The organism is Streptomyces virginiae (genome assembly GCF_040638905.1).
In the GTDB taxonomy this organism is placed as follows: Bacteria; Actinomycetota; Actinomycetes; order Streptomycetales; family Streptomycetaceae; genus Streptomyces; species Streptomyces virginiae_B.
Genome location: NZ_JBEZYV010000023.1, coordinates 93,547 through 113,910 on the forward strand (window position 1 = coordinate 93,547; position 20,364 = coordinate 113,910).

Below are 20,364 nucleotides of genomic sequence, written 5' to 3' on the forward strand. Positions count from 1 at the left end.
CGCCGCCTCCCGCGCCTCGACCGCCGGGTACCCAGGGCCGGCTCGCGCCCCGGCTGCTCCGCTACGCGGCCGGGACCACCGATGCGCGCATGGCCGCGGCCCATTCCTGGAGCAGTGTGGCGTGGCGGACCCGCTCCGCGTCGGAGAGGCGGCCCTCGGCGCGCGCGAAGAGACAGCGGATGTCGGCGTTGATCTCGGCGAGGGAGCGTTCGGGGGCCGGGTGGTCGTCAGGCGTCGGGCTCACGTGATCAAGAGTAGGGGCCGGGCTCCGACAACCGTGGTCGATGTCCGGCATGCGGACGGCGGGCCCCGCGATGATGGACTCATTCGGCGATACGGGCGGCCCTGGACCGGAGGTAGCGGCGTTCCGGGGTGCTGAGGGTGAGGCCCGCGGCCTTCGCGTAGGCGGCGCGGGCCGCCGCCCGGTCGCCCGCCATCTCCAGCAGGTGGGCCCGTACGGCTTCCAGGCGGTGGTGGCCGGCGAGGCGGTCGTCTTCGTCCAGTGCGGCGAGCAGGTCCAGGGCCCGTCGCGGGCCGTGCACCATGGCCACGGCGACGGCGTGGCCCAGGCGTTCCGCGGGCCCAGGGACCAGCCGGACCAGCACCTCGTAGAGGCCCAGGATCTCCGCCCAGTCGGTGTCCTCGTCGCTCGCCGCCTCGTCGTGGACTGCGGCGATCGCGGCGCGCACCTGGTACGGGCCGAGCGGGGTGCGGGTGAGGGCGTCGCTGACGAGGGCGACCCCTTCGGCGACGGCGGCGCGGTCCCAGCGGGTACGGTCCTGCTCCGCGAGGGGGATCAGGCTGCCGTCCGGCCCGGTGCGGGCGGCGCGGCGGGCGTCGGTGAGCAGCATCAGGGCAAGCAGGCCGGCCACCTCTCCGTCGTCCGGCAGCAGTGCGTGGACGGCGCGGGTGAGGCGGATCGCCTCGGCGGCGAGGTCGGCGCGTTGCAGCTCGCGGCCGGAGCTGGCGGTGTAGCCCTCGTTGAAGATCAGGTAGAGGACGTGGAGCACGTCGGCGAGCCGTGCCGCGTCCTCTTGCCCGTCGGGGGTGCCGAACGGCGACGGGGAGGTCTTGATGCGTCGTTTCGCGCGGCTGATGCGCTGCGCCATCGTGGCTTCGGGTACGAGGAGGGCGCGGGCGATCTCGGCCGTGGTGAGGCCGCCGACGGCCCGCAGGGTGAGGGCGATCCGGCCGGCGGCGGGCAGGTCGGCACCGCAGCAGAGGAAGAGCAGCGTGAGGGTGTCGTCCTCGGCGGGCGCGCGGTCCTCGCCGGGTGGTGGTGCGACGAACTCGTCACGGGGCGTCAGCGCCGCGGCCGTCTCCTCGCGCCGCCTGCGGGCGTCCTCGCTGCGCAGCTGGTCGGTGAGCCGACGGGAGGCGACGCGGATCAGCCAGCCGCGCGGATTGCGGGGGCGGCCCTCCTCGGGCCACTGCCGGGTCGCGGCGAGCAGGGCCTCCTGCACCGCGTCTTCCGCGGCGTCGAAGTGCCCGTAGCGGCGGACGAGCGCGCCGAGGACCTGCGGCGCCAGCCGGCGCAGCAGGTCCTCACTCGCGGGTTCGGGGGCGGGGTGCGTCATCGGGGTGCGGGAGCAGAGGTGCGTCTAGGCGTCGTCACATTTCGGTGCCCGCGGCGGAGTCGACGGGCCGGACGACGACCGGGTAGTTCGGTGCCCCCTCGGGCACCGGGCAGGCGTGGGCGCGGGCGGCGATCTCGGCGGCCCGGGCGAAGTCGGGGACGTCGACGATCCAGTAGCCGGCGAGCACCTCCTTGGCCTCGCCGTACGGCCCGTCGGAGACCACCGGTGTGCCGTCGGCGCCCGCGGTCACCAGCCGGGCCTGGCGGGGTTCGGTGAGCCCCTGCCCGTCGACCCACTCGCCGGATTCGGCGAGGTCGTCGTTGAGGGCGGCCATGTAGTCGAACATCGCCTTCAGCTCCGCCTCCGACCATGCGGGGTTGCCGGTGCTCGCCCGACCGCCCATGGCGTCGTAGTCCGCCTGACTCCCGAGGACCATCAGCATGTACTTCATGGGGTGCCACTCCTTCTGTTCTGGTCGCGGGCTCCTGGGTGGGGAGCCTTTCGCACGGGACGTCGGAGCCGTCCCTCCCATTTCGACACGTGGGCCGCAACCGCGCGAGAACGCCGCGCCGGGTGAGCCCGTACCCTGCCGCTATGAAGATCATCGACCTGGAGCCCGACGACGCCCGGCTCACCGCCGACCTGCTGCCCGTGCTGCTCGAACTGCGTCCCCACCTCACTGAGGAGCTCTTCCTCTCGGTCCTCGCGGAGGGGCAGGGCCAGGGGCTGCGCTTCACCGCGGCCTATGACGCGGACGGGGTGTGCGTGGGCGCGGCGGGCTGGCGCATCGTCGCCACCACGGCCATGGTCCGCAAGCTCTACGTCGACGATCTCGTCACGTCCGCCACCGCCCGGTCCACCGGTGTGGGCCGCGCCCTGCTCGCACACCTGGAGCAGCACGCCGTGGCCGCCCGGTGCACCGCCCTCACCCTGGACTCCGGCACCCAGCGGACCGACGCGCACCGCTTCTACTTCCGCGAGCGGATGGCCGTGACCGCCTTCAGCTTCGAGAAGCCGCTCCGCTGAGGGGGCCGGTCGCGTTTTCCGTGACCGAACCGTCGCCGCCCCGAGGCCCGATCGGGCTCGTCGGCCCGGCACCCGCTTGTTAGGTTCCTGACGTCGCCGACCCCGGGGGAACCGATCCCATGCCCGTAGCCCGAGGCCCCGTACAGTGCCCCGCAGCGGCCTGTGCGCCGCGGCCGTGGCCGCCGTCCTGCTCGCCGGCTCCTCCGGATGCGGCACGGAGGACGGCGGGGGGTCCTCGGTCTCGGCTGCGGCCTCCGCTCCCGTGACGGCCACGTCCACGGCCACCGCCACGAATTCGACTGCGTCCACTGCTTCCGGGGCTCCCTCCGCGGCTGCCTCCACGCCCGGTACCGCCACTGCGTCGGCCGCGCCCACGACCGGGGCGGCAACGACGCCGCCTGCGGCTCCGACCCGGCTGACCGTCGCGGTGGAGACCCGCGGCGGCCGGCTCGCCCTCGTACGGGGCGGCGCCGCGCAGGAGTTCACCGTCACCCTGCGGAACGGGAACTCCGCCGAGTACCGGCATCTGCTGGTCGCCCTCCAGATGGAGATCCTCGTCGGTGAACCGGGAGACAGGGCGGGCAGCGGGCCGGGGTTCCTGCTGGAGCGGTTCGACCGGACCTCGGGCATTTGGCGGTCGGCCGAGCTGCGTGTCGCGAACGACGCCAAGCCGCTGTCGCTGTTCACGGGCGGCGAGCCGCTCGCCCGCGGGGCGGTCCGTATCGAGCGTTACCGGCTGCGCGCGACGGCCGGCGGCCCGGCGGGCAGCAGCCCGGTGGTCATGTCCTTCATCGACACCGACGCCGACCGGGAGGCCGCGGCCCATGTCCTGCTCGGGCACAGCACCGGCTGAGCCGTCCTCAGGCGGCCGCGCAGGTCTCCCCGACGGCGGACGCCGCAGTACGCCAGGCCGCGGTGACGGCGTCACGGGCCCGGTCCGTCGCCTCCGGCACCCGGGTGGGGAGCTGCAGCGGCGACCCGATGTGCACGTGGAGGCAGGGCCTGCGCAGCGGCGCCGTGAAGACTCCCGCGAGCTGCTTGGTGCGGCTGCCGGAGCACAGTCGGCGGGAGCCGGCCTGGCCCACGGGCACGACGGGGGCTCCGGTGGCGGCGGCGAGACGGGCCAGTCCGCTGCGGAAGGGGCCCGGGGCGGATTCCCCCGCGTCGCGGCGCGCGGGCAGGCCGCCTTCGCCGTAGAGCAGCACGCTGCGGCCCGAGGCGAGGGCCACGGCAGCGGCGTCCAGGGAGTCCGCGGCCCGGGCGGTACCGCGGTGGACGGCGATGTGCCCCTCGCGGCGCAGCGCCGGACCGAGCAGCGGTACGCGCCACAGGCCGGCGGTGGCCAGGATGACCGGCTCGATCCCGTGCCGGCGCAATGCCGCGACCACGACGGCGGGGTCGGCGAGCGAGGTGTGGTTGGCCACGAGGATGGAACCGGTGGCGGGTCGGGCACCGGGGTCGGCGGTGACGGTCAGCCGCCCGAAGGCGGGGACCAGGGCGGAGGCGATTCGGCTGAGCATGGACGGCCCCGTTCGGTGGTGGTGCGGTGGCGGTGCGGTGGTGTTGCGGTCCATCGTCGGCGGGGGTGGGGGCGCGGTCATGAGTAGCCGTACTCACCGAATATGACCGAACGGTCACAAGATCGGGCTCGGGGAACGCGTGGTTCACGGCCCGCATCTAGAAGTGCGGCGGGGCCCTCTTCGGGCGCCGCCGAACGGTATCTGCACAGTGTGAGCGGCAAGGCGGGGCTGGGATGAAGACGGTAAGGGTGACGGGCGGTTCCTCGGACGACCCGAAGATCGAGGGAACCACCGTCGCGGGGGCGGACCGTGATGACACGTCCACGGAACCTGACACCGATGACCAGGCGGGGTCGGCCGAGGCCGACGGCGCCGCGGCGCGGAACGACGAGCCGGTGCCCGAGGCCGGGCCGGAGCCCGAGCCCGAGCCCGGCTCGGACGAGCCCGCGGACACCGATTCGGAGGACGCGGCCCCGGAGGCTTCCGACGCCACACGCGTACTCAAGATGCCCGCGCGTACCACCGCCACCACTCCCGACGACACGTCCGCGCTCGCCGAAGCCCCGACGGGGCCTGAAGCCGGCAACGCCGAACCCGAGGCCGACGCTCCGAAGCCCCCGGCCAAGGCCGACGATGCCCCGGAGGCTTCCGACGCCACACGGGTGCTCAAGGTGCCGGCGTCGCCGGCCTCCACCCCTACCACTCCCGACGACGGCGTCGGGGGAGCCGACGACACGTCCGCGCCCGCCGAGGTTCCGGCGGGACCTGCAGCCGGCACCGCCAAACCCGAGGCTGACGCCGACGCCGCAGGCGAGCCCAAGGGCACGGACGCGGAGGACGAAGCCCCGGAGGCTTCCGATGCCACACGCGTGCTCAAGATGCCGGCGCGTACCACCACCGCTACCACTCCCGACGACGGCGTCGAGGGAGCCGACGACACGTCCGCGCCCGCCGAGGTTCCGGCGGGACCTACAACCGGCACCGCCAAACCCGAGGCCGACGCCGAGGCTCCGGAGCCCACGGCCGAGGCCGGCGAGCCCCAGGGCACGGACGCGGAAGACGAAGCCACGGAGGCTTCCGACGCCACACGCGTGCTCAAGATGCCGGCGCGTACCACCGCCGCGCCCGACGACGCCGACACGGAAACCCCGACCGGCCCGAAAGGCCCCGCCACCGAGCCCAGGGCCACGGCCGACGTCCCGAGCGGCACCGACGCGGAGGACGAGGTCACAGAGGCTTCCGACGCCACACGCGTACTCAAGATGCCCGCGCCGGCCTCCACCGAGCCCAAGGCCACGGCCGACGTCCCGCGCGGCCCGGAAAGCCCCGCCGCCAAGGCCAAGGCTTCCGGGACGAGCCGCACCGAGGCCAAGGACGGCGAGCCGGGCGGCCGGGCCGACGAGGAGACGGACGGCGCAGCCCAGGAGCGGTCCGCCGCGGACAAGGCCGCCTGGCCCCTGCTGAAGGCGGACGCCGACGCGTCGCGCGACGGGGCCGAGCCCGGAGCGGGTCGCTCCGCCGGCCCGGACACCGCCGGTGACGACCGCGACGGGCCGCGGGTGCCCGGATGGGCCAGAGCGGCGAAGGACAAGGACTCCGAGCGGACGAGCCAGTTCGTCGCGCTCAAGGACCTCGACGTCCCGCCGCCCGTCCCGGCGCGCCCCCAGCCGCAGGCACCCGCACCCGCGCGGGCGGCCACCGCGCCGCCCCTGCCCCCGCTGGACCTGCTGGCCGACCTCACCAACACCCCTCCCCCGCCGCAGACCCCCCGGCGGACCGCGCTGCGCCGCGTCAAGGTGTGGACGCCGATCCTGCTGCTGCTCGTCGGCGCCTGCATCGGCGGCCAGATGCTGCGGCCCCTGCCCGCCCCCCGGCTCGTCGCCGCCGAGACCGACCACACCGTCGACGGGCAGTTCTCCATACCGTGGCCCGCCAAGGGCCAGGGCGCCGTTCGCGTCTCCGGCTCCGGCGACATCGGCACCTTCGGCGATCAGAAGCCCGTCCCGACGGCCAGCGTCGCCAAGATCATGACGGCCTACGTGATCCTCAAGGGCCACCCGCTGCGCAAGAACGAGCCCGGTCCCGACATCACGGTCGACGCGAAGACCGTGGCGGACGGCAATTCCGAGCACGAGTCCCGGATCACGGGCCTCACCGTCGGCTCCAGGTTCAGCCAGCAGGACATGCTGAAGATGCTCATGATCCCCTCGGGCAACAACGTCGCCCGCCTGCTGGCACGCTGGGACACGGGCACCGACACCGAGGCCGCGTTCGTGGAGAAGATGAACGCCGCCGCCCGCGAACTCGGGATGAAGGACACCACGTACACCGATCCGAGCGGTCTGGACGCGGGCACCGTCAGCACCGCCACCGATCAGCTGAAGCTCGCCGAGGCGGTGATGAAGGACGAGGCGTTCCGCGTGATCGTCGCCCTGCCCGAGGCCCCCATCAAGGGCCTGGGCAAGAAGCTCGTCAACAACAACGACCTGCTCACGGTGCAGGGCCTGAGCATCCGCGGCATCAAGACCGGCTCCAGCACACCCGCCGGCGGAAGCTTCGTGTGGGCGGCTTACAAGGAGGTCGGTGACGAGACCCCGCTGATCGTCGGCTCGTTGATGGAGCAGCGCGCGCCCGCCCCCGACAAGGACGCCCTCAACAGCCTGGCCCTCGTGAAGGCGAACAGCAAGAAGATCATCGAGGCGGTACGGACGGCCCTCGCCTCCGCCCCGCTCGTCCGCAAGGGCGACGTCGTCGGGTACGTGGACGACGGGCTCGGCGGCCGGACTCCGCTCGTGGCCGTCAAGGACCTGAACGTGATCAGCGTGCCCGGCCAGCGGTTCGAGCTGTCCCTGAACGCCGGTGCCTCGCCGCTGCCGCACACCGCGAAGGACGGGACGGAGGTCGGTGTGCTGACGGCGGGTGAGGGCGAGGGTGTCAAGAGCGTCCCGGTGGCCGTCAAGGGGGTCTTGGCCGAGCCCTCGTTCGGTACGAGGCTCACGCGTCTCGGCTGAGCGGCCGGTGCCCCCGGCCAGCGGCCCCCGACCACCGGCTGGGCCGGTGCCGTCCGCCGGTTCGGTCACCGAACCGGCGGGCGGGCGGCTGAGGACGGGCGGCGGCCGGCCGTCAGACGCCGTCCGTGAACAGCAGCCGGTTGGGGGTACCGGTTCCGGTCAGGAGGTTCTCGGTGGACGTCTCGACGAGCCAGCCGGCGACCTCCTCGGGCGTGGCGGCCGGGTGCGCAGCCTTGTAGAGGGCCGCCGTTCCGGTGACGTGCGGGGTGGCCATGGAGGTGCCATCCAGGGCGACGCTGCCGCCGCCGAGCATCGCCGAGTCGATCTGCTCGCCGGGGGCGTGGATCTCGACGCACTCGCCGCGGCTGGAGAATCCGGACTGCTCGTCGGCCTGGTTGCTCGCGGCCACCGTCACCACCCGGTCGGCCGAGGCGGGGGAGACCGTGCAGGCGTCGGCCGCGGAGTTGCCCGCGGCGATGAGCGGCAGGGTGCCCGACTCGGCCACGGCGGTCGCGGCCCTGTTCACGGCATCGGAGCGGCTCCCGCCCAGGGAGACGTTCAGGACGGCCGGCTGCCTGGCATTCTCCGCCACCCAGTCCAGGCCGGCGACGACCGCCGAGTACTCGCCGCGCCCGTCGCAGCCGAGTACGCGGACGCTGACCAGGCGGGCGGCGCGTGCGACGCCGTAGGTCCGGCCGCCGACCGTGCCCGCGACGTGCGTGCCGTGGCCCTCGCAGTCCCGGCCGTTGCCGCCGTCCCCGACGGCGTCGAATCCGGGCTCGGCGCGGCCCTCGAACTCGGCGTGGTCGTAGTCGATCCCGGTGTCGAGGATGTACGCGGTCACCCCGGCGCCGTCGCCGGCCGTGGAGAAGCCGCCGTCGAGCGGGAGGGTCCGCTGGTCGATGCGGTCCAAGCCCCAGGTCGCGGCGGGAACCCCGGCGGCGGAGAGGGCTGCGGGGCCGGCCGGGGTCGGCGGGGCGGAGACTTCCGCGTCCGCCTCCACCGAGCGGACGCCGGGGGTCGTACGGACGTCGTCGAGCTGTTGCGCGGTCAGCGGTACCGCGAAGCCGTTCATCGCGGACCCGTACACGAACGTGGGCTCCAGCCCGAGCCGTTCCGCGAGCCCGGTGGCGTCCACGCCCTCGTCGAGGCTGACGATGTACTTGCCGGGGACGGCGGCGGTGGACACGAGGAGCGGAGCCCGCACGGGTTCCGGGACGTCCGCGGCCGCGGCGCCGGCGAGTGCGGGGGCCGCCGCGATCAGGGCCGCGGTGGTCAGACGTGCGAGCAGGCGCATGGAGGTACTCCCCGGGAGGTCGGCGGTCGTCAGGAGACGGCCGCGTCCTCGCCGTGGTCGGTCGCGGCCTCCCTCTCCTTCGGACGGGGTCCGGGAACGCTTGAGCAGCCGGTCCTCACATGGCCCAGCGCCTGCCGCCGGACCCGTCCGCCGCCGCGGCTGCGGGCAGGGCGGTCACGGCACGGTCCGTGACCGCCCTGCCCGGCCGGGTGCGCCGGGTCAGGCGCCGGGCGGCACCCGGGACGGGCGGCCCGTGCCGCGCGTCAGGCAGTACCCGAAGATGCCCGCGAGGGCGCCGAGTACTCCCCCGGCCGCGGTCCAGAGCCAGCGGTCCGACCACCGGCCGCCGGACCAGCCGTCCTCCGGCTCGCGCAGGGAGCCGGTCACGGTGCCGGCGACCAGCGGCGCGGCGAGGGCCCCGTCCACCGCGTAGGCGCCTCCGGCCTCATGTACGTCGGCCTCGACGGCCGCGCGTACCGGCAGGCCCAGGTCCTCCTCGGGCAGGTCCACTACCGTCAGCCGGACGTAGTAGCTGCCGGGGAGCGGGTCGTTGGCCCACGGCTCCGCTCCGGCGCGGACCGTGCGCAGGGTGCAGGACAGTTCGACCGAGGCGGCCTCCTTGGCCGCCGACCGGCTCTGCGTGCCGTAGGTGCAGGCCTGTCGGCGGCGCAGGCCGTCGTACACGTCGAGCTGCCAGGTCGAGGCGCCGTGCCGGGCGGCGGACTCGGGCAGGGTGACGGCTGCCTTGACGGTGACGCGCTGCTGGGCGTCGACCGGGAGCACCCAGTACAGGTAGTCGCCGCTGGAGGCGCCGGCCGTGGCCTTCTGGCCGGGCCGGAACGGCGTGGCGGTACGGAAGCTCGTGCCCGCCTCGGTCGGGGCGGACTCGGCTCCGGCGCCGCCCTTACCGGTGGTGGCGCTCGGCGACGGGGTGTCCGCGAAGGCCGTGCCAGCGGCCGTACCGGCCACAGCGAGGGCGGCGGCCGCCGCGAGCAGGCCCGCGGTCAGTGTGCGTACGGTACGCATCAGTTGGTCCTCCAGACGGAGATGCGCCAGCGCGAGATCCATCCCCACACCAGACCGGCCAGCAGTCCGGCCAGCACCAGCACGGCCAGCGTCCACCAGCCGCGCCCGAGGCCGAATGCCGCGGCGTCGGAGGCACTGTCGGGACCGTTCACCAGGTCGATGGTCAGCTCGACGGGCATGCCGGGGGTGGTCTTGACGGACGCGGGAGCGGAGAAGGAGTTGCTGACCTGGAGGCAGACGGTCTCCGCCGCGGGCTTCGCGTCCGAGTCCGAGTCGTCGTCGGTCTCGGCCTTGGGGTAGCGCAGGCCGGTGGAGAGGACGTCGGTTCGGCCGTCGCCCGCCTCCGAGCCGCGTACGATCTCCCGCCCGTGGACGGTCGTGGCGCGCAGCAGGACGCCGTAGTCGTTGTTGACGGCCCGGTCGGCGCCGATGCTCACCGAGGCGCGCAGTTCCTGGCCGGGCAGGACGTCCACCCGGTACCAGCGGTGCTCGCCGAAGGTCTCGCGGTCGCTGTAGAGGCCGGCCTTCAACTGCGGGGCGCCCTCGCACTGCTTGGCGCCCTCGGTCGCGACGGGGTTGACGACCGGGTCGGCGGCCCGGTCGACGAGTTGGCGGACCCTGCCGGAGAGTTCTGCCTTGTGCTGCACGGAGGTGTACGTACCGCCGGTGGCCTCGGCGATGCAGGTCAGCTGGGCCCGGGTCTTGGCGTCCGGGACCAGGCCGAGGGTGTCGATGACCAGGTGGATGCCCTTGGCCGCGATGTCGCGGGCGACTTCGCACGGGTCGAGCGGGGCGCAGGTGTCCTCGCCGTCCGTGATGAGCACGATCCGCTTGGTGGCGTTGCCGCCCTCCAGGTCCTGGGCCGCGCCGAGCAGGGCCGGTCCGATGGGGGTCCAGCCGGTCGGGGCGAGCGTCGCGACGGCGGTCTTGGCCTCGGTCCGGTCGAGGGGGCCCACCTTGTAGAGCTGCTTGGTGTCCTTGCAGCCGAGCGTCCGGTCGTCACCGGGGTAGTCGGCGCCCAGGGTCCGTATGCCGAGCTGGACTTCGGCGGGTACGGCGTCGATGACCTCGTTGAAAGCCTGCTTCGCAGCGGCCATGCGGGACCCGCCGTCGATGTCGTTGGCCCGCATGGAGCCGCTGACGTCCAGGACGAGGTCGACCTTGGGGGGTTCCTTCGCCGTCGGTGCGTCGGCGGCTGTGGCGCCCGCCGGGAAGAGCCCGACGGCCAGTGCGGCGAACAGGCCGCACGCCCTGGCCGCAAGCCGTTTTCTAGTGATCATCGCCGGATCGTATTGAGGATCGTCCGGCAATCCAAAAATCGGGGCGGCGCGGACCGGTCGATATCCGGATGCGCGGGACGGAGCCCGCGGCCTAGGCTGACCGGATGAGCACCCGTACCTTCCGTATCACCGTCCGCGGCGCGTTCGACGGGCTGACCGACGACCAGCGGGCCGAGCTGCTCGCGGCCGCGCCCGCGCACGACATGCTGCGTGCGGAGTTCACCGCCGAGGGGCACCTCACATACGACCTGGCGGCCCGTCCGTTCTTCACCTTCCGCTTCCTGGATTCCGGCGAGGCGGAGGAGGACGTCCTCGACGCGACGGCCCGCGCGGAGCTGGCCGCGGAGGGCTGGCTGACAGAACGCGGATACGGCTTCAAGCAGTTGCGGTCGCAGGCCCAGGACCTTTCGCTGGCTCCGCTGGGCAAGCGGCAGCGCCGGGAGGCCGCGCGCGGCGCGGCGCAGGCCTGACCGCGACGTGAACCGGCCAAAGCGGCCGGTGACGGACGGTCAGTGACGGAGCGACCGGTGCCGGACGGTCAGTGCCGAGCAGCCGGTGACGGAGGGTCAGTGCCGGGCGGTCGGGGCGAAGACGGTCGCGAGGTGTGCGGCCAGTCGCTGCGGGGTGGGAGGGCAGAGCCGGGCGCCGAGGTGTCCGTCCGGGCGGACGAGGAACGCGGTCGGCTGTTCGGCCGCGTAGACACGGGCGAATTCGCCGCCGGTGTCGTGGTAGGCCGACAGTGCGGCCGGGCCCGCAGGGGTGTCGGGCGGGGTGTCGGCCGGCAGGACGACACACGTCCCGACGCGGCCGCCGGAGGATTCCCGGGCAGTCCGGGCGAGTTCGTCGAGGCCGGTCCCGTAGAGCAGCAGGACGTGTTCGCGCTCGCGCAGGAGGTCGGCGAGGCGGAGCGGGACGGCGGCGATCGGTGAGGTGAGGCCGCCGCAGTCGGGGGCCCGGTCGCCGGGGCGTGGTCCGGGGCCCTCGCCGGGCGGGTCGACGACGGGGCTTCCGCGGTAGCCGACGAGCAGTTGGGCCTCGCGCAGCATCAGGGTGTCGGTGTCCTCGGGGTCGGACTGGACGCCCTGGGCGGAGGCGTGGCGCACGGTGCGGCCGACGACCTCCTCGCCGACCGGCCGGCGTTCGGTGTCGTAGCTGGGCAGGAGGCCGGGGTGGGCGGCGCCGTCGACGGCCAGGGCGAGCTTCCATGCGAGGTTCCAGGCGTCCTGGATGCCGGTGTTCATGCCCTGGGCGCCGGTCGGCGGGTGGATGTGCGCGGCGTCCCCGGCGATGAAGACCCGGCCGTGGCCGTACCGGTCGACGATCCGGTGGCTGATGCGGAAGACCGATGACCAGCGGATGTCGGAGGCGGTGGTGGGGGTCGGCGAGAGGCGGTCCAGGACGGTCTGGATGTCGGCCAGTTGCGGGGCCCGTCCGCCCTGGAGGCCGTGGACGACACCGTCGGCGGCGGCCGCCGCCTGCTGGGCGGTGGACAGTTCGGGAGGCACCTTCATGGACATCCGGTAGCGGCCGCGGCCCGGCAGCGGGATGCACACGAGGACGTCGTCGACGGCGCCGGCGCCGTCCAGGTGCATGGCGCGCAGGGAGTATCCGTACGGCAGGTCCCAGTCGGCCTCGACGTCGGCGAGCATGTACTCCTCGGGGAAGGCGCCGCCCTCGAAGGAGAGCCCGAGCCCCTTGCGGACGATGCTGTGGGCGCCGTCGCAGCCCACGAGGTACCGGGTGCGCAGCTCCTCCTCGGCGCCGGAGGGGGTGTGCAGCCGGCTGGTGACGCCGTCGGTGTCCTGGCTGAAGGACACCAGTTCGGTGCCGCGTTCGACGGCGGTCCCCCAGCGGCCCAGGTGTTCGGCGAGGATGCGCTCGGTCTCGTACTGCGGCAGGGCCGCGAAGCGGTAGGGCACTTCGGGCGGCAGGACGAGGTCGATCCGGGGCTGCTCGACGCCGTTGACGTACGTGATCTGTCCGCGCATGGGGACGGCCGCGTCCAGGACGGCGCGGACCGTCCCCATGCGGTCCAAGATCTCCAGGGTGCGCGGCTGGATGCCCACGGCCTTGGCGAACGGCAGCGGGGCGGGGAGCCGGTCGACGATGCGGCAGGAGACGCCGCGCCGGCGGAGCTCCGCGGCGGCGGTCAGCCCGATGGGGCCGGCGCCTACGACCAGAACGTCCGTCGTGCTGCTGTGCCCCACTGGCGTCTCCCGGCGTGCGGCCCCCGTCAGAGTCGGTCTGACTCCATGGTGGCCGTCCGCCGGGCGTCCGGCATCTCCGTGCGATCTTCGATCTTCGTGCGGTCTTCGTGCGGTGTCGGTTACTCGACGACGAGCTCGACGTCGATGTTGCCGCGGGTGGCGCGGGAGTACGGGCAGACCTCGTGGGCCTGCTTCACCAGGAGGGCGCCCGTCTCGCCGGCCAGGGAGTCCGGGAGCTCGACCCGCAGGGTGACCCCGAGCCCGAAGCCGGCGCCGTCCTTGCCGATGGAGACCTCCGCGGTGACCGAGACCTCGCTGGTGTCCGCCTTGGCCTGACGGCCGACCAGGCCGAGCGCGCTGGCGAAGCAGGCGGCGTAGCCGGCGGCGAAGAGCTGCTCGGGGTTCGTGCCCTGCCCGTTGCCGCCCAGCGCCGGGGGCATGGCCAGGGCGAGGTCGATCTGGCCGTCGGAGCTGACGGTGCGGCCCTCGCGGCCGTTGGCGGTGGCGACAGCGGTGTAGAGCGCGTCCATGAGAGTTCCTCTCGCAGAAATGAACCGTGGCGGCGGCCGGTGGTTCCCGACCGCGCTCCACCAGTAGAGCACGCAATTCAGTTGTGCGCAATTCAATGCCGTTCAAGCTTCGCCCCCGGTACACTGGCGGACATGACCGAGCAGCCCACCACGACCCGCGCCGACCAGGACTTCCTGCGCCTCGACGGCCAGATCTGCTTCGCGCTGAACGCCGCGAGCCGCGCCTTCGGCGGCCTCTACCGCGTGGTCCTCAAGGATCTGGGGCTCACGTACCCCCAGTACCTCGTGATGCTGGTGCTCTGGGAGCACGGCGAGATGCCGGTCAAGGAGATCGGCCGGCACCTGCGGCTGGACTCGGGCACCCTGTCGCCCCTGCTCAAACGACTGGAGGCGGCCGGGCTGATCAGCCGCGAGCGCAGCACCGAGGACGAGCGCTCCGTGCGCGCCCGCCTGACCGGGGAGGGCGCGGCGCTGCGCGCCCGTGCGGTGGAGGTGCCGCGGCGGATCGCGGCGGCCACCGGCTTCGACCTGGCCGAGGTCGTCGACCTCCAGGCCCGGCTGAGCCGCCTCACCGCCGCGCTGGACGCCGCGGTGCCCACTGAGGAGGCACGGGAGGCGTAGCCGCCGTCCGCGACGGACACTGGGGCCACCCGACCCGAGCGGCGTGCGGCAGGAGGTGGCCGATGGACCCGGTTGCGGCGCTGGACCGGATCGCGTTCCTGCTGGAGCGCTCACTGGCACCCACCTACCGGGTGCGGGCCTTCCGGACGGCGTCCGCCGTCGTCGCGCGCATGGGCCGGGAGGAAGTGGCCCAGCGGGCCGCCGCCGGCTCCCTGGAAGCAGTCAGGGGCCTCGGCCCCAAGACGGTGAAGGTCGTGCAGGAGGCTCTCGCCGGCACGGTGCCGTCCTATCTGCAGGCCCTGGAGGACGAGGCCGCCGCGCTTCCGGAGGGGCCTCCGGCCCCGCCCGCCGCCGCCGCGCTGCGGGCGGCGCTGCGCGGGGACTGCCACCTGCACTCGGACTGGTCGGACGGCGGCAGCCCGATCGAGGCGATGGGCCGGGCGGCGGCCGGTCTGGGCCACGAGTGGGCGGTGCTGACCGACCACTCGCCGCGGCTGACGGTCGCCCGGGGCCTCTCCCCGGACCGGCTGCGCGAACAGCTCGACGTGGTGGCCGAGCTCAACGCCGGCTGGGCGCCCTTCCGGCTGCTGACCGGGATCGAGTGCGACATCCTCGACGACGGGGCGCTCGACCAGGAGCCGGAGCTGCTGGAACGGCTCGATCTCGTCGTCGGCTCGGTCCACTCGAAACTGCGGATGGACGCGCCCGCGATGACCCGGCGGTTGGTGGCGGCCGTACGCAATCCGCTGATGGACGTCCTGGGCCACTGCACGGGCCGGCTGGTCACCGGCCGCGGCCGTCCGGAGTCGCAGTTCGACGCCGAGGCGGTGTTCGCGGCCTGCGCGGAGGCCGGTACCGCCGTGGAGATCAACAGCCGGCCCGAACGTCTGGACCCGCCCCGGCGGCTGCTGCGGCTGGCCGTGGCGGCCGGAACTTTCTTCGCGATCGACACGGACGCGCACGCCCCGGGCCAGCTGGACTGGCAGGTCCTCGGCTGCGAACGGGCCGTGGAATGCGGTGTCCCGACGGAACGCGTCGTCAACACCTGGCCGGCGGACGACCTCCTGGCCTGGACCCGCACCCGGCGCGCGCCTTAGGGAGTGTCGTCGAAGTGGCGTCGGCCGCCCGAAGGGCGGGGTCGGCGCCCCGCCGACCAGGCGGGACTTTGACGACACGACCCAGGGGTCTCACCCTGCCGCTGCGCGACGCGTTCCCGTGGCACGGCGCTCAGGGGCGGAGTTCGGCCGCCAGCAGGATCACATCGGCTCCGGCCACCGCCATCACCGTGCGGAAGGGGATCCTGCCCGCGGGTCTGCGGGATGCGAGGAACAGGGCCGTGGCCGTCGCGGCCAGCAGCGCCCAGCCGTACGCCGTCACCCGCCCCGGCGGGCCCGCCACGAGGGCCGCGGCCGAGCCCAGGACGAGCAGCCCGGCCAGGGCGGCCGAGCGCCGGGCACCGAGCCGCTGGGGCAGTCCCACCACGCCGGTGGCCAGGTCGTCGTCGATGTCGGGCAGGACGTTGGCGAAGTGCGCGCCCGCGCCGAGCAGGGCCGCGGCCGCCATCAGCCACGGCGGCGGCCAGGGCGCACCGGGCAGGCCGAGGGTGACGAAGGCGGGCAGCAGGCCGAAGGCCAGGGCGTACGGGGCCCAGGAGACGACCGTGCCCTTGAGCCGCAGGTTGTACCCCCAGGCGGCCGCCACACCGGCCAGGTGCACGCAGCCGGCGGGCGCACCGGCCGCCAGCGACAGCGCAACGCAGGCCAGGAGCGCCACCGCGGCCGCTCGGGCCACCGCGGCGGGTGACGCCGTACCGGCGACCAGGGGCTTGTCCCGTCGGCCCGTGACCCGGTCGCGCGACAGGTCGGCCCGGTCGTTGCACCAGCCCACCGACAGCTGGCCGGCGGCCACCGCCCCGGCGGTGAGGGCGACCCCCGACGGGCCGTGGCCCGCGGCGACCGCCAGCACGGCGGTGAAGAGGGTCACGGCCAACGCGGGCAGCGGGTGGCACGCCGCCGGCAGGCCCGAGAGGGCACGTCCGGCGCGGGCGACCGCACCACTGCTGCCGTTCTCGGTGATCTGCGGGGTTCGCACGGGCACGGCGACACGCTATGTGGCGCCGCGCCGGAATTCGGTGATTCGTAACGAAGTGTCAGTTGTTTTCTATGGTGACTCAATGACACGTGTCCTGGCAGTGCGCAGCGTGTTCCCGCCCCATCGCCATCCGCAGGCCGAGATCACGGAGGCGCTCGCCCGCTTCCTGCCTCCCGGCTCCGACACCGCCCTGCTGCGCCGGGTCCACGCCTCCGTGGGCGTGGAGAGCCGCAATCTCGCGCTCCCCCTGGAGCGCTACGGGCCCGCGAACGACTTCGGCATGACGAACGCCCTGTTCGTGGAGACGGCCCTCGAACTCGGGCCGCGGGTGCTCGAACTCGCCCTTGCCGACGCCGGCGTGACGGCTTCCGAGGTCGACCTGGTCATGTCGACCACCGTGACCGGGCTGGCGACGCCCTCGCTGGAGGCCCGCCTCGCCACCCGGGCCGGGCTGCGACCCGACGTACGCCGGCTGCCGCTCTTCGGCCTCGGATGCGCCGCCGGAGCCGCCGGGCTGGGCCATCTGCACGACCTGCTCGCGGGGCGGCCCGGCCACGCGGCGGTCCTGCTCTCCACCGAGCTCTGTTCCCTCACCCTCCAGGCCACCGACTCCTCGATGGCGAACCTGGTCGCGGGCGCCCTCTTCGGCGACGGTGCGGCCGCCCTGGTGGCGGTGGGCCACGACCATCCCCTGCACGCGACGGGCGCCGGCCCCGAAGTCGTCGCCACGCGCAGCCGTCTCTACCCCGGCACCGAACACCTCCTCGGCTGGGACATCGGCCACTGGGGCATGCGCATGGTGCTCGGCCGTGAACTCCCGGACCTGGCACGGCTGCACGTGGCCGAGGAGGTGGAGAGCTTCCTCGCCGCCCACGACCTCAAACCCGCGGACGTCGACGCCTGGATCTGCCATCCCGGCGGCCCGAAGATCCTCGACGCGCTCTCGGACGCGCTGGGGCTGCCGGAGTCGGCGTTCGCGGCGAGCCGGCGTTCGCTGGCCGCCGTGGGCAACCTCTCCTCCGCCTCGGTCCTGCACATCCTCGAAGGCGTCCGCAGTGCCGGACCGCCGCCCGGGTCGGTCGGGCTGATGCTCGGCTTCGGCCCCGGCTTCGCCTCCGAACTCGTCCTCCTGCGCTGGTGACCCCGGTGAACTCGATGACCTCACTGACCTCGCTGACCTCCATGAGCCTGTACCTGCTGCTCATCTGCCTCGTCGCCGCCGAGCGGCTCGCCGAGCTCGTCACCGCCCGCCGCCACGCCGCCTGGAGCCTGGCGCGCGGCGGCCGCGAGTACGGCCGCGGCCACTACCCGGCCATGGTCGCCCTGCACACCGCTCTGCTGGTGGGCTGCGTGGTCGAACCGGCGGTGGCGGGGCGGCCGTTCGTCCCGCTGCTCGGCTGGTCGGCCCTCGCCGTCGTCGTCGCGGCGCAGGGCCTGCGCTGGTGGTGCATCGCCGCCCTCGGTCCGCGCTGGAACACCCGGGTGATCGTCGTACCCGGACTGCCGCTGGTGGAGCGTGGCCCGTACCGGGTGCTGCGCCACCCCAACTACGTGGCGGTGGTCGCGGAGGGGGCCGCGCTGCCCCTGGTGCACTCCGCCTGGGTGACCGCACTCGGCTTCACCGTGCTCAATCTGGTGCTGCTGCGCGTACGGATCGGCTGCGAGGACGCGGCCCTGACGGACGGCGGACGGCTGCGCGCCCCCGCCTCCGTCCCGTCGACGGGTGCGCCGTCATGATCGACCTGCTGATCGCGGGCGGTGGTCCCGCCGGGCTGGCGACCGCCATCCACGGCGCCCTCGCCGGCCTGGAGGTCGTGGTGGTGGAACCGCGGCCCACCCCCATCGACAAGGCCTGCGGAGAAGGCCTGATGCCCGGGGCGGTCCGCCGCCTCGGAGAGCTGGGCGTGTCCGTGGCCGGGCAGCCGTTCCGCGGCATCCGCTACGTCGACGACGCGAGCGGCCTGCAGGCGGAGGGGCTCTTCCGGGCCGGGCCCGGCCTCGGCGCCCGCCGTACGGACCTTCAGGCCGCGCTCGCCGAGCGGGCGGCGCGGCTCGGCGTACAGGTCCTGCCGCAACGCGTCGGCCAGGTGCGCCAGGGCGTCGACCACGTCACCGCGGCCGGGCTCACCGCCCGCTACCTCGTGGCGGCGGACGGCCTGCACTCCCCCGTCCGGCGCGGACTGGGCCTGTCGGCGCCGGCCACTGCCCGCAGGCCGGCCCGCTACGGCCTGCGCCGCCACTACGCCGTCGAGCCGTGGAGCGACCTCGTCGAAGTGCACTGGTCGCCGCGGTGCGAGGCCTACGTCACCCCGCTGGCGCCCGACCGGATCGGCGTGGCGGTCCTCACCACCGACCAGGCGCCCTTCGACGAACAGCTCGCCCGCTTCCCCCGACTGGCGGCCCGGCTCGCCGGTTGCGACGACACGCCCGTGCGCGGCGCCGGGCCGCTGCGCCAGGGCGCGCGCGTACGCGTCTCGGGGCGGGTGCTGTTCGTCGGGGACGCCGCGGGATACGTGGACGCCCTGACCGGCGAGGGGCTCACCCTGGCCGTGACGGCCGCAGGCGAGCTGGTGCGCTGCGTACGGGCGGGTCGGCCGCAGGCCTACGAGCAGGCCTGGCGGGACCTGTCGCGCAACTACCGCGCCCTCACCGAGTCGCTGCTCTGGGCCCGTCGGCGGCCGCGCCTCGCACCCCGGATCGTCCCGCTGGCCGCACGGCTGCCACGCGTGTTCACGAGGGCGGTCAACCTGCTCGCCTGAGGCTGAGGACCGAGGCGGAGGCGGAGGCGGAGACTGGGGCCGAGGCGGAGGCGCCGCCGCAGCGGCACCCCGCGCGCGGATGCGCGGGGTGCCGCTGCGGCGGTTGCGGCCGCCGGTCGGTCAGCCCGAGGGCTCCTGCCGGTTCCTCAGTGCCAGACCGGCCAGGACCGCGCCGGCCGCCGCGCTCAGCATGACGGCGGCCGCGGCCCAGGTCTGCGAGCCGCCCACGGTGCCGGCCAGCGGGTCGAAGGCGAGCGAGCCGCCGATCACGTGCAGGGCGACCACGCCCAGCGCCGTGCCCGCGCCGGCCCGCCACACGGCCGTGGTGTCGCGCAGCGCCACCAGCCCACCGATGCCCAGGCACACCACGGTGACCAGGAGGGGCAGGAGGCCGAGCGGTCTCGCCAGCGGCAGGGCCATCACATCCTCCGGCAGGTGGAGGGCACCGCTGACCAGCAGGGCGATCGCCACCGGCCAGCGCAGTGCGTGCCGCAGCGCCGGCGTGCGGGCCGCTTCCCCGGCGGGGGCGGGAGCGGGCCGCCGGGACTGCACCTGGTGGGGCGCGTCATACAGGGTCGGATACGGGACTCCGTACGGCTCCTCGCGCCGTCCCGGGGACGGAGCCACGGCCGGTACGGCGGGTACGGCCGCCCCGGCGGCTCCGGCGGGCCCGGTGCGGTGCTGCTGTTCCGGCTCGCCGGGCGCGTCCTTGCCGAGGATGTTCACCAGCAGGGCGACGTCCTCGATCGACCGTCCGACGGCGGCGGCCCGCAGCGTGATGTCCGCTTCGCCCACCTCCTGCGGGGCCTCGCCCAACAGGGTGACCATCCGCTGTACGTCCCGCACGGGCCGGGTCACGGCGGCCGTGCGCAGCACGTCGTGTCCGGCGTCGGGCAGTGGGCCGTCCTCCTTGAGGAGGCTCACCAGCGCGGTGACCTCCTCCACCGGACGGCAGGTGGCGGCGGTTTCGAGGAGGGTCCGCATGCGCTGGGTGGTCTGCGCGTCGGAGGCGTCGGGCGGGTCGGGCGGGTCCAGGGCCTCGGATGTGTCCGGGACGTCGGCGGCGTTCGGTATGTCCGAGATCTCCGGGGCGGTGGTGTCGGGGGTCCCGTGGCGGTCTTCGTGTTGCGTCGCCGCGAGAGCGATGGGGTCATTCATGGAAAGCTCCGTTCGCCGACGCGCGGGTCTACGCAATCGCGCGCCGGTCATCGTGCGTCATGGGAAGCGCACGCTTTGTTACATTGAGGGCCGCTTCCGCCCACTGCGCCATTCGGGGCGGGCAAACGGGGGTCCCCGCCCGGGCCACTGGTGGTGTCGTCAAAGTCCCGACACGGCCCACGGCGGGGCCGGCCTCGCTCTGCCGCTGGACCAGCTCCGGTACGGGCCGGATGTCGACCGGCATGCGCAGCATCGTGCGCA

At 74.3% G+C, this 20,364-nt stretch carries 20 protein-coding genes; 9 read left to right on the top strand and 11 right to left on the bottom strand.

The features are described from left to right. Positions 1-61 precede the first annotated feature (61 nt). The 3 genes from AB0F82_RS26770 to AB0F82_RS26780 form a co-directional block, all read right to left on the bottom strand. Positions 62-244 (bottom strand): hypothetical protein, encoded by a 183-nt coding sequence (locus AB0F82_RS26770; protein WP_362631940.1) that lies wholly within the window; start codon positions 242-244, stop codon positions 62-64. A gap of 79 nt (positions 245-323) precedes the next feature. Beyond that, positions 324-1,577: an RNA polymerase sigma factor gene (locus AB0F82_RS26775; protein WP_362631942.1), complete on the bottom strand. Its 1,254-nt coding sequence runs from the start codon at positions 1,575-1,577 to the stop codon at positions 324-326. 34 nt (positions 1,578-1,611) lie between these two features. Next, on the bottom strand, positions 1,612-2,028 hold the full coding sequence (locus AB0F82_RS26780; protein WP_362631944.1) for a YciI family protein: 417 nt from the start codon (positions 2,026-2,028) through the stop codon (positions 1,612-1,614). A 143-nt stretch (positions 2,029-2,171) separates the two neighbouring features. On the opposite strand from AB0F82_RS26780, the gene AB0F82_RS26785 reads away from it, so the two are divergent. Together AB0F82_RS26785 and AB0F82_RS26790 are read left to right on the top strand one after the other, a co-directional pair. Further along, complete coding sequence (locus AB0F82_RS26785) at positions 2,172-2,603, top strand: GNAT family N-acetyltransferase (RefSeq protein WP_362631946.1); 432 nt, start codon at positions 2,172-2,174, stop codon at positions 2,601-2,603. Positions 2,604-2,748: 145 nt separating this feature from the next. Continuing rightward, positions 2,749-3,456 carry a hypothetical protein gene (locus AB0F82_RS26790; RefSeq protein WP_362631948.1) on the top strand — a complete coding sequence of 236 codons (708 nt, stop codon included), beginning with the start codon at positions 2,749-2,751 and terminating at the stop codon, positions 3,454-3,456. A gap of 7 nt (positions 3,457-3,463) precedes the next feature. Here the strand turns inward: AB0F82_RS26790 and AB0F82_RS26795 are convergent, their stop codons facing one another. Next, positions 3,464-4,123, bottom strand: a complete 660-nt coding sequence (locus AB0F82_RS26795; protein WP_362631950.1) for a lysophospholipid acyltransferase family protein — start codon at positions 4,121-4,123, stop codon at positions 3,464-3,466. A gap of 233 nt (positions 4,124-4,356) precedes the next feature. Here AB0F82_RS26795 and AB0F82_RS26800 point away from each other — a divergent pair, with 233 nt between their 5' ends. Beyond that, positions 4,357-7,134, top strand: a complete 2,778-nt coding sequence (locus tag AB0F82_RS26800; protein WP_362631952.1) for a D-alanyl-D-alanine carboxypeptidase — start codon at positions 4,357-4,359, stop codon at positions 7,132-7,134. A gap of 112 nt (positions 7,135-7,246) precedes the next feature. On the opposite strand, the gene AB0F82_RS26805 is transcribed toward AB0F82_RS26800, so the two are convergent. The 3 genes from AB0F82_RS26805 to AB0F82_RS26815 form a co-directional block, all read right to left on the bottom strand. Continuing rightward, on the bottom strand, positions 7,247-8,431 hold the full coding sequence (locus AB0F82_RS26805) for a S8 family peptidase (RefSeq protein WP_362631954.1): 1,185 nt from the start codon (positions 8,429-8,431) through the stop codon (positions 7,247-7,249). Between the two features lie 219 nt (positions 8,432-8,650). After that, positions 8,651-9,457, bottom strand: a complete 807-nt coding sequence (locus tag AB0F82_RS26810) for a hypothetical protein (RefSeq protein WP_356815230.1) — start codon at positions 9,455-9,457, stop codon at positions 8,651-8,653. After that, positions 9,457-10,737: a VWA domain-containing protein gene (locus AB0F82_RS26815; protein ID WP_362631956.1), complete on the bottom strand. Its 1,281-nt coding sequence runs from the start codon at positions 10,735-10,737 to the stop codon at positions 9,457-9,459. The genes AB0F82_RS26810 and AB0F82_RS26815 overlap by 1 nt, the downstream gene beginning before the upstream one ends. Before the next feature lie 104 nt (positions 10,738-10,841). Between AB0F82_RS26815 and AB0F82_RS26820 the strand changes: the two genes are divergently transcribed. Continuing rightward, positions 10,842-11,207, top strand: a complete 366-nt coding sequence (locus tag AB0F82_RS26820) for a DUF6204 family protein (protein ID WP_362631958.1) — start codon at positions 10,842-10,844, stop codon at positions 11,205-11,207. Positions 11,208-11,303: 96 nt separating this feature from the next. Here AB0F82_RS26820 and AB0F82_RS26825 read toward each other — a convergent pair whose 3' ends face one another. Beyond that, complete coding sequence (locus AB0F82_RS26825; RefSeq protein WP_362631960.1) at positions 11,304-12,944, bottom strand: FAD-dependent monooxygenase; 1,641 nt, start codon at positions 12,942-12,944, stop codon at positions 11,304-11,306. A 119-nt stretch (positions 12,945-13,063) separates the two neighbouring features. Next, positions 13,064-13,474 (bottom strand): organic hydroperoxide resistance protein, encoded by a 411-nt coding sequence (locus AB0F82_RS26830; protein ID WP_356815798.1) that lies wholly within the window; start codon positions 13,472-13,474, stop codon positions 13,064-13,066. A 132-nt stretch (positions 13,475-13,606) separates the two neighbouring features. Here AB0F82_RS26830 and AB0F82_RS26835 point away from each other — a divergent pair, with 132 nt between their 5' ends. After that, positions 13,607-14,095 carry a MarR family winged helix-turn-helix transcriptional regulator gene (locus AB0F82_RS26835; protein WP_356815797.1) on the top strand — a complete coding sequence of 163 codons (489 nt, stop codon included), beginning with the start codon at positions 13,607-13,609 and terminating at the stop codon, positions 14,093-14,095. 62 nt (positions 14,096-14,157) lie between these two features. Continuing rightward, the gene (locus AB0F82_RS26840) at positions 14,158-15,192 is read left to right on the top strand and encodes a PHP domain-containing protein (RefSeq protein ID WP_362631963.1); all 1,035 of its coding nucleotides are present in this window, start codon (positions 14,158-14,160) and stop codon (positions 15,190-15,192) included. A gap of 130 nt (positions 15,193-15,322) precedes the next feature. On the opposite strand, the gene AB0F82_RS26845 is transcribed toward AB0F82_RS26840, so the two are convergent. Next, complete coding sequence (locus AB0F82_RS26845) at positions 15,323-16,192, bottom strand: UbiA family prenyltransferase (protein ID WP_362631965.1); 870 nt, start codon at positions 16,190-16,192, stop codon at positions 15,323-15,325. Positions 16,193-16,268: 76 nt separating this feature from the next. Here AB0F82_RS26845 and AB0F82_RS26850 point away from each other — a divergent pair, with 76 nt between their 5' ends. The 3 genes from AB0F82_RS26850 to AB0F82_RS26860 are packed head-to-tail and all read left to right on the top strand — an operon-like array spanning position 16,269 to position 18,945. Further along, positions 16,269-17,327: a type III polyketide synthase gene (locus AB0F82_RS26850; protein WP_362631967.1), complete on the top strand. Its 1,059-nt coding sequence runs from the start codon at positions 16,269-16,271 to the stop codon at positions 17,325-17,327. 41 nt (positions 17,328-17,368) lie between these two features. Continuing rightward, positions 17,369-17,923 (top strand): isoprenylcysteine carboxyl methyltransferase family protein, encoded by a 555-nt coding sequence (locus tag AB0F82_RS26855; protein WP_356815802.1) that lies wholly within the window; start codon positions 17,369-17,371, stop codon positions 17,921-17,923. Next, entirely contained in the window at positions 17,920-18,945 is a 1,026-nt protein-coding gene (locus AB0F82_RS26860) for an NAD(P)/FAD-dependent oxidoreductase (protein ID WP_362631969.1), read from the top strand. Before AB0F82_RS26855 ends, AB0F82_RS26860 begins: the two co-directional genes overlap by 4 nt. Before the next feature lie 120 nt (positions 18,946-19,065). On the opposite strand, the gene AB0F82_RS26865 is transcribed toward AB0F82_RS26860, so the two are convergent. Further along, positions 19,066-20,103, bottom strand: coding sequence for a hypothetical protein (locus AB0F82_RS26865; RefSeq protein WP_362631971.1), 1,038 nt, complete (start codon positions 20,101-20,103; stop codon positions 19,066-19,068). Positions 20,104-20,364: the final 261 nt, after the last annotated feature.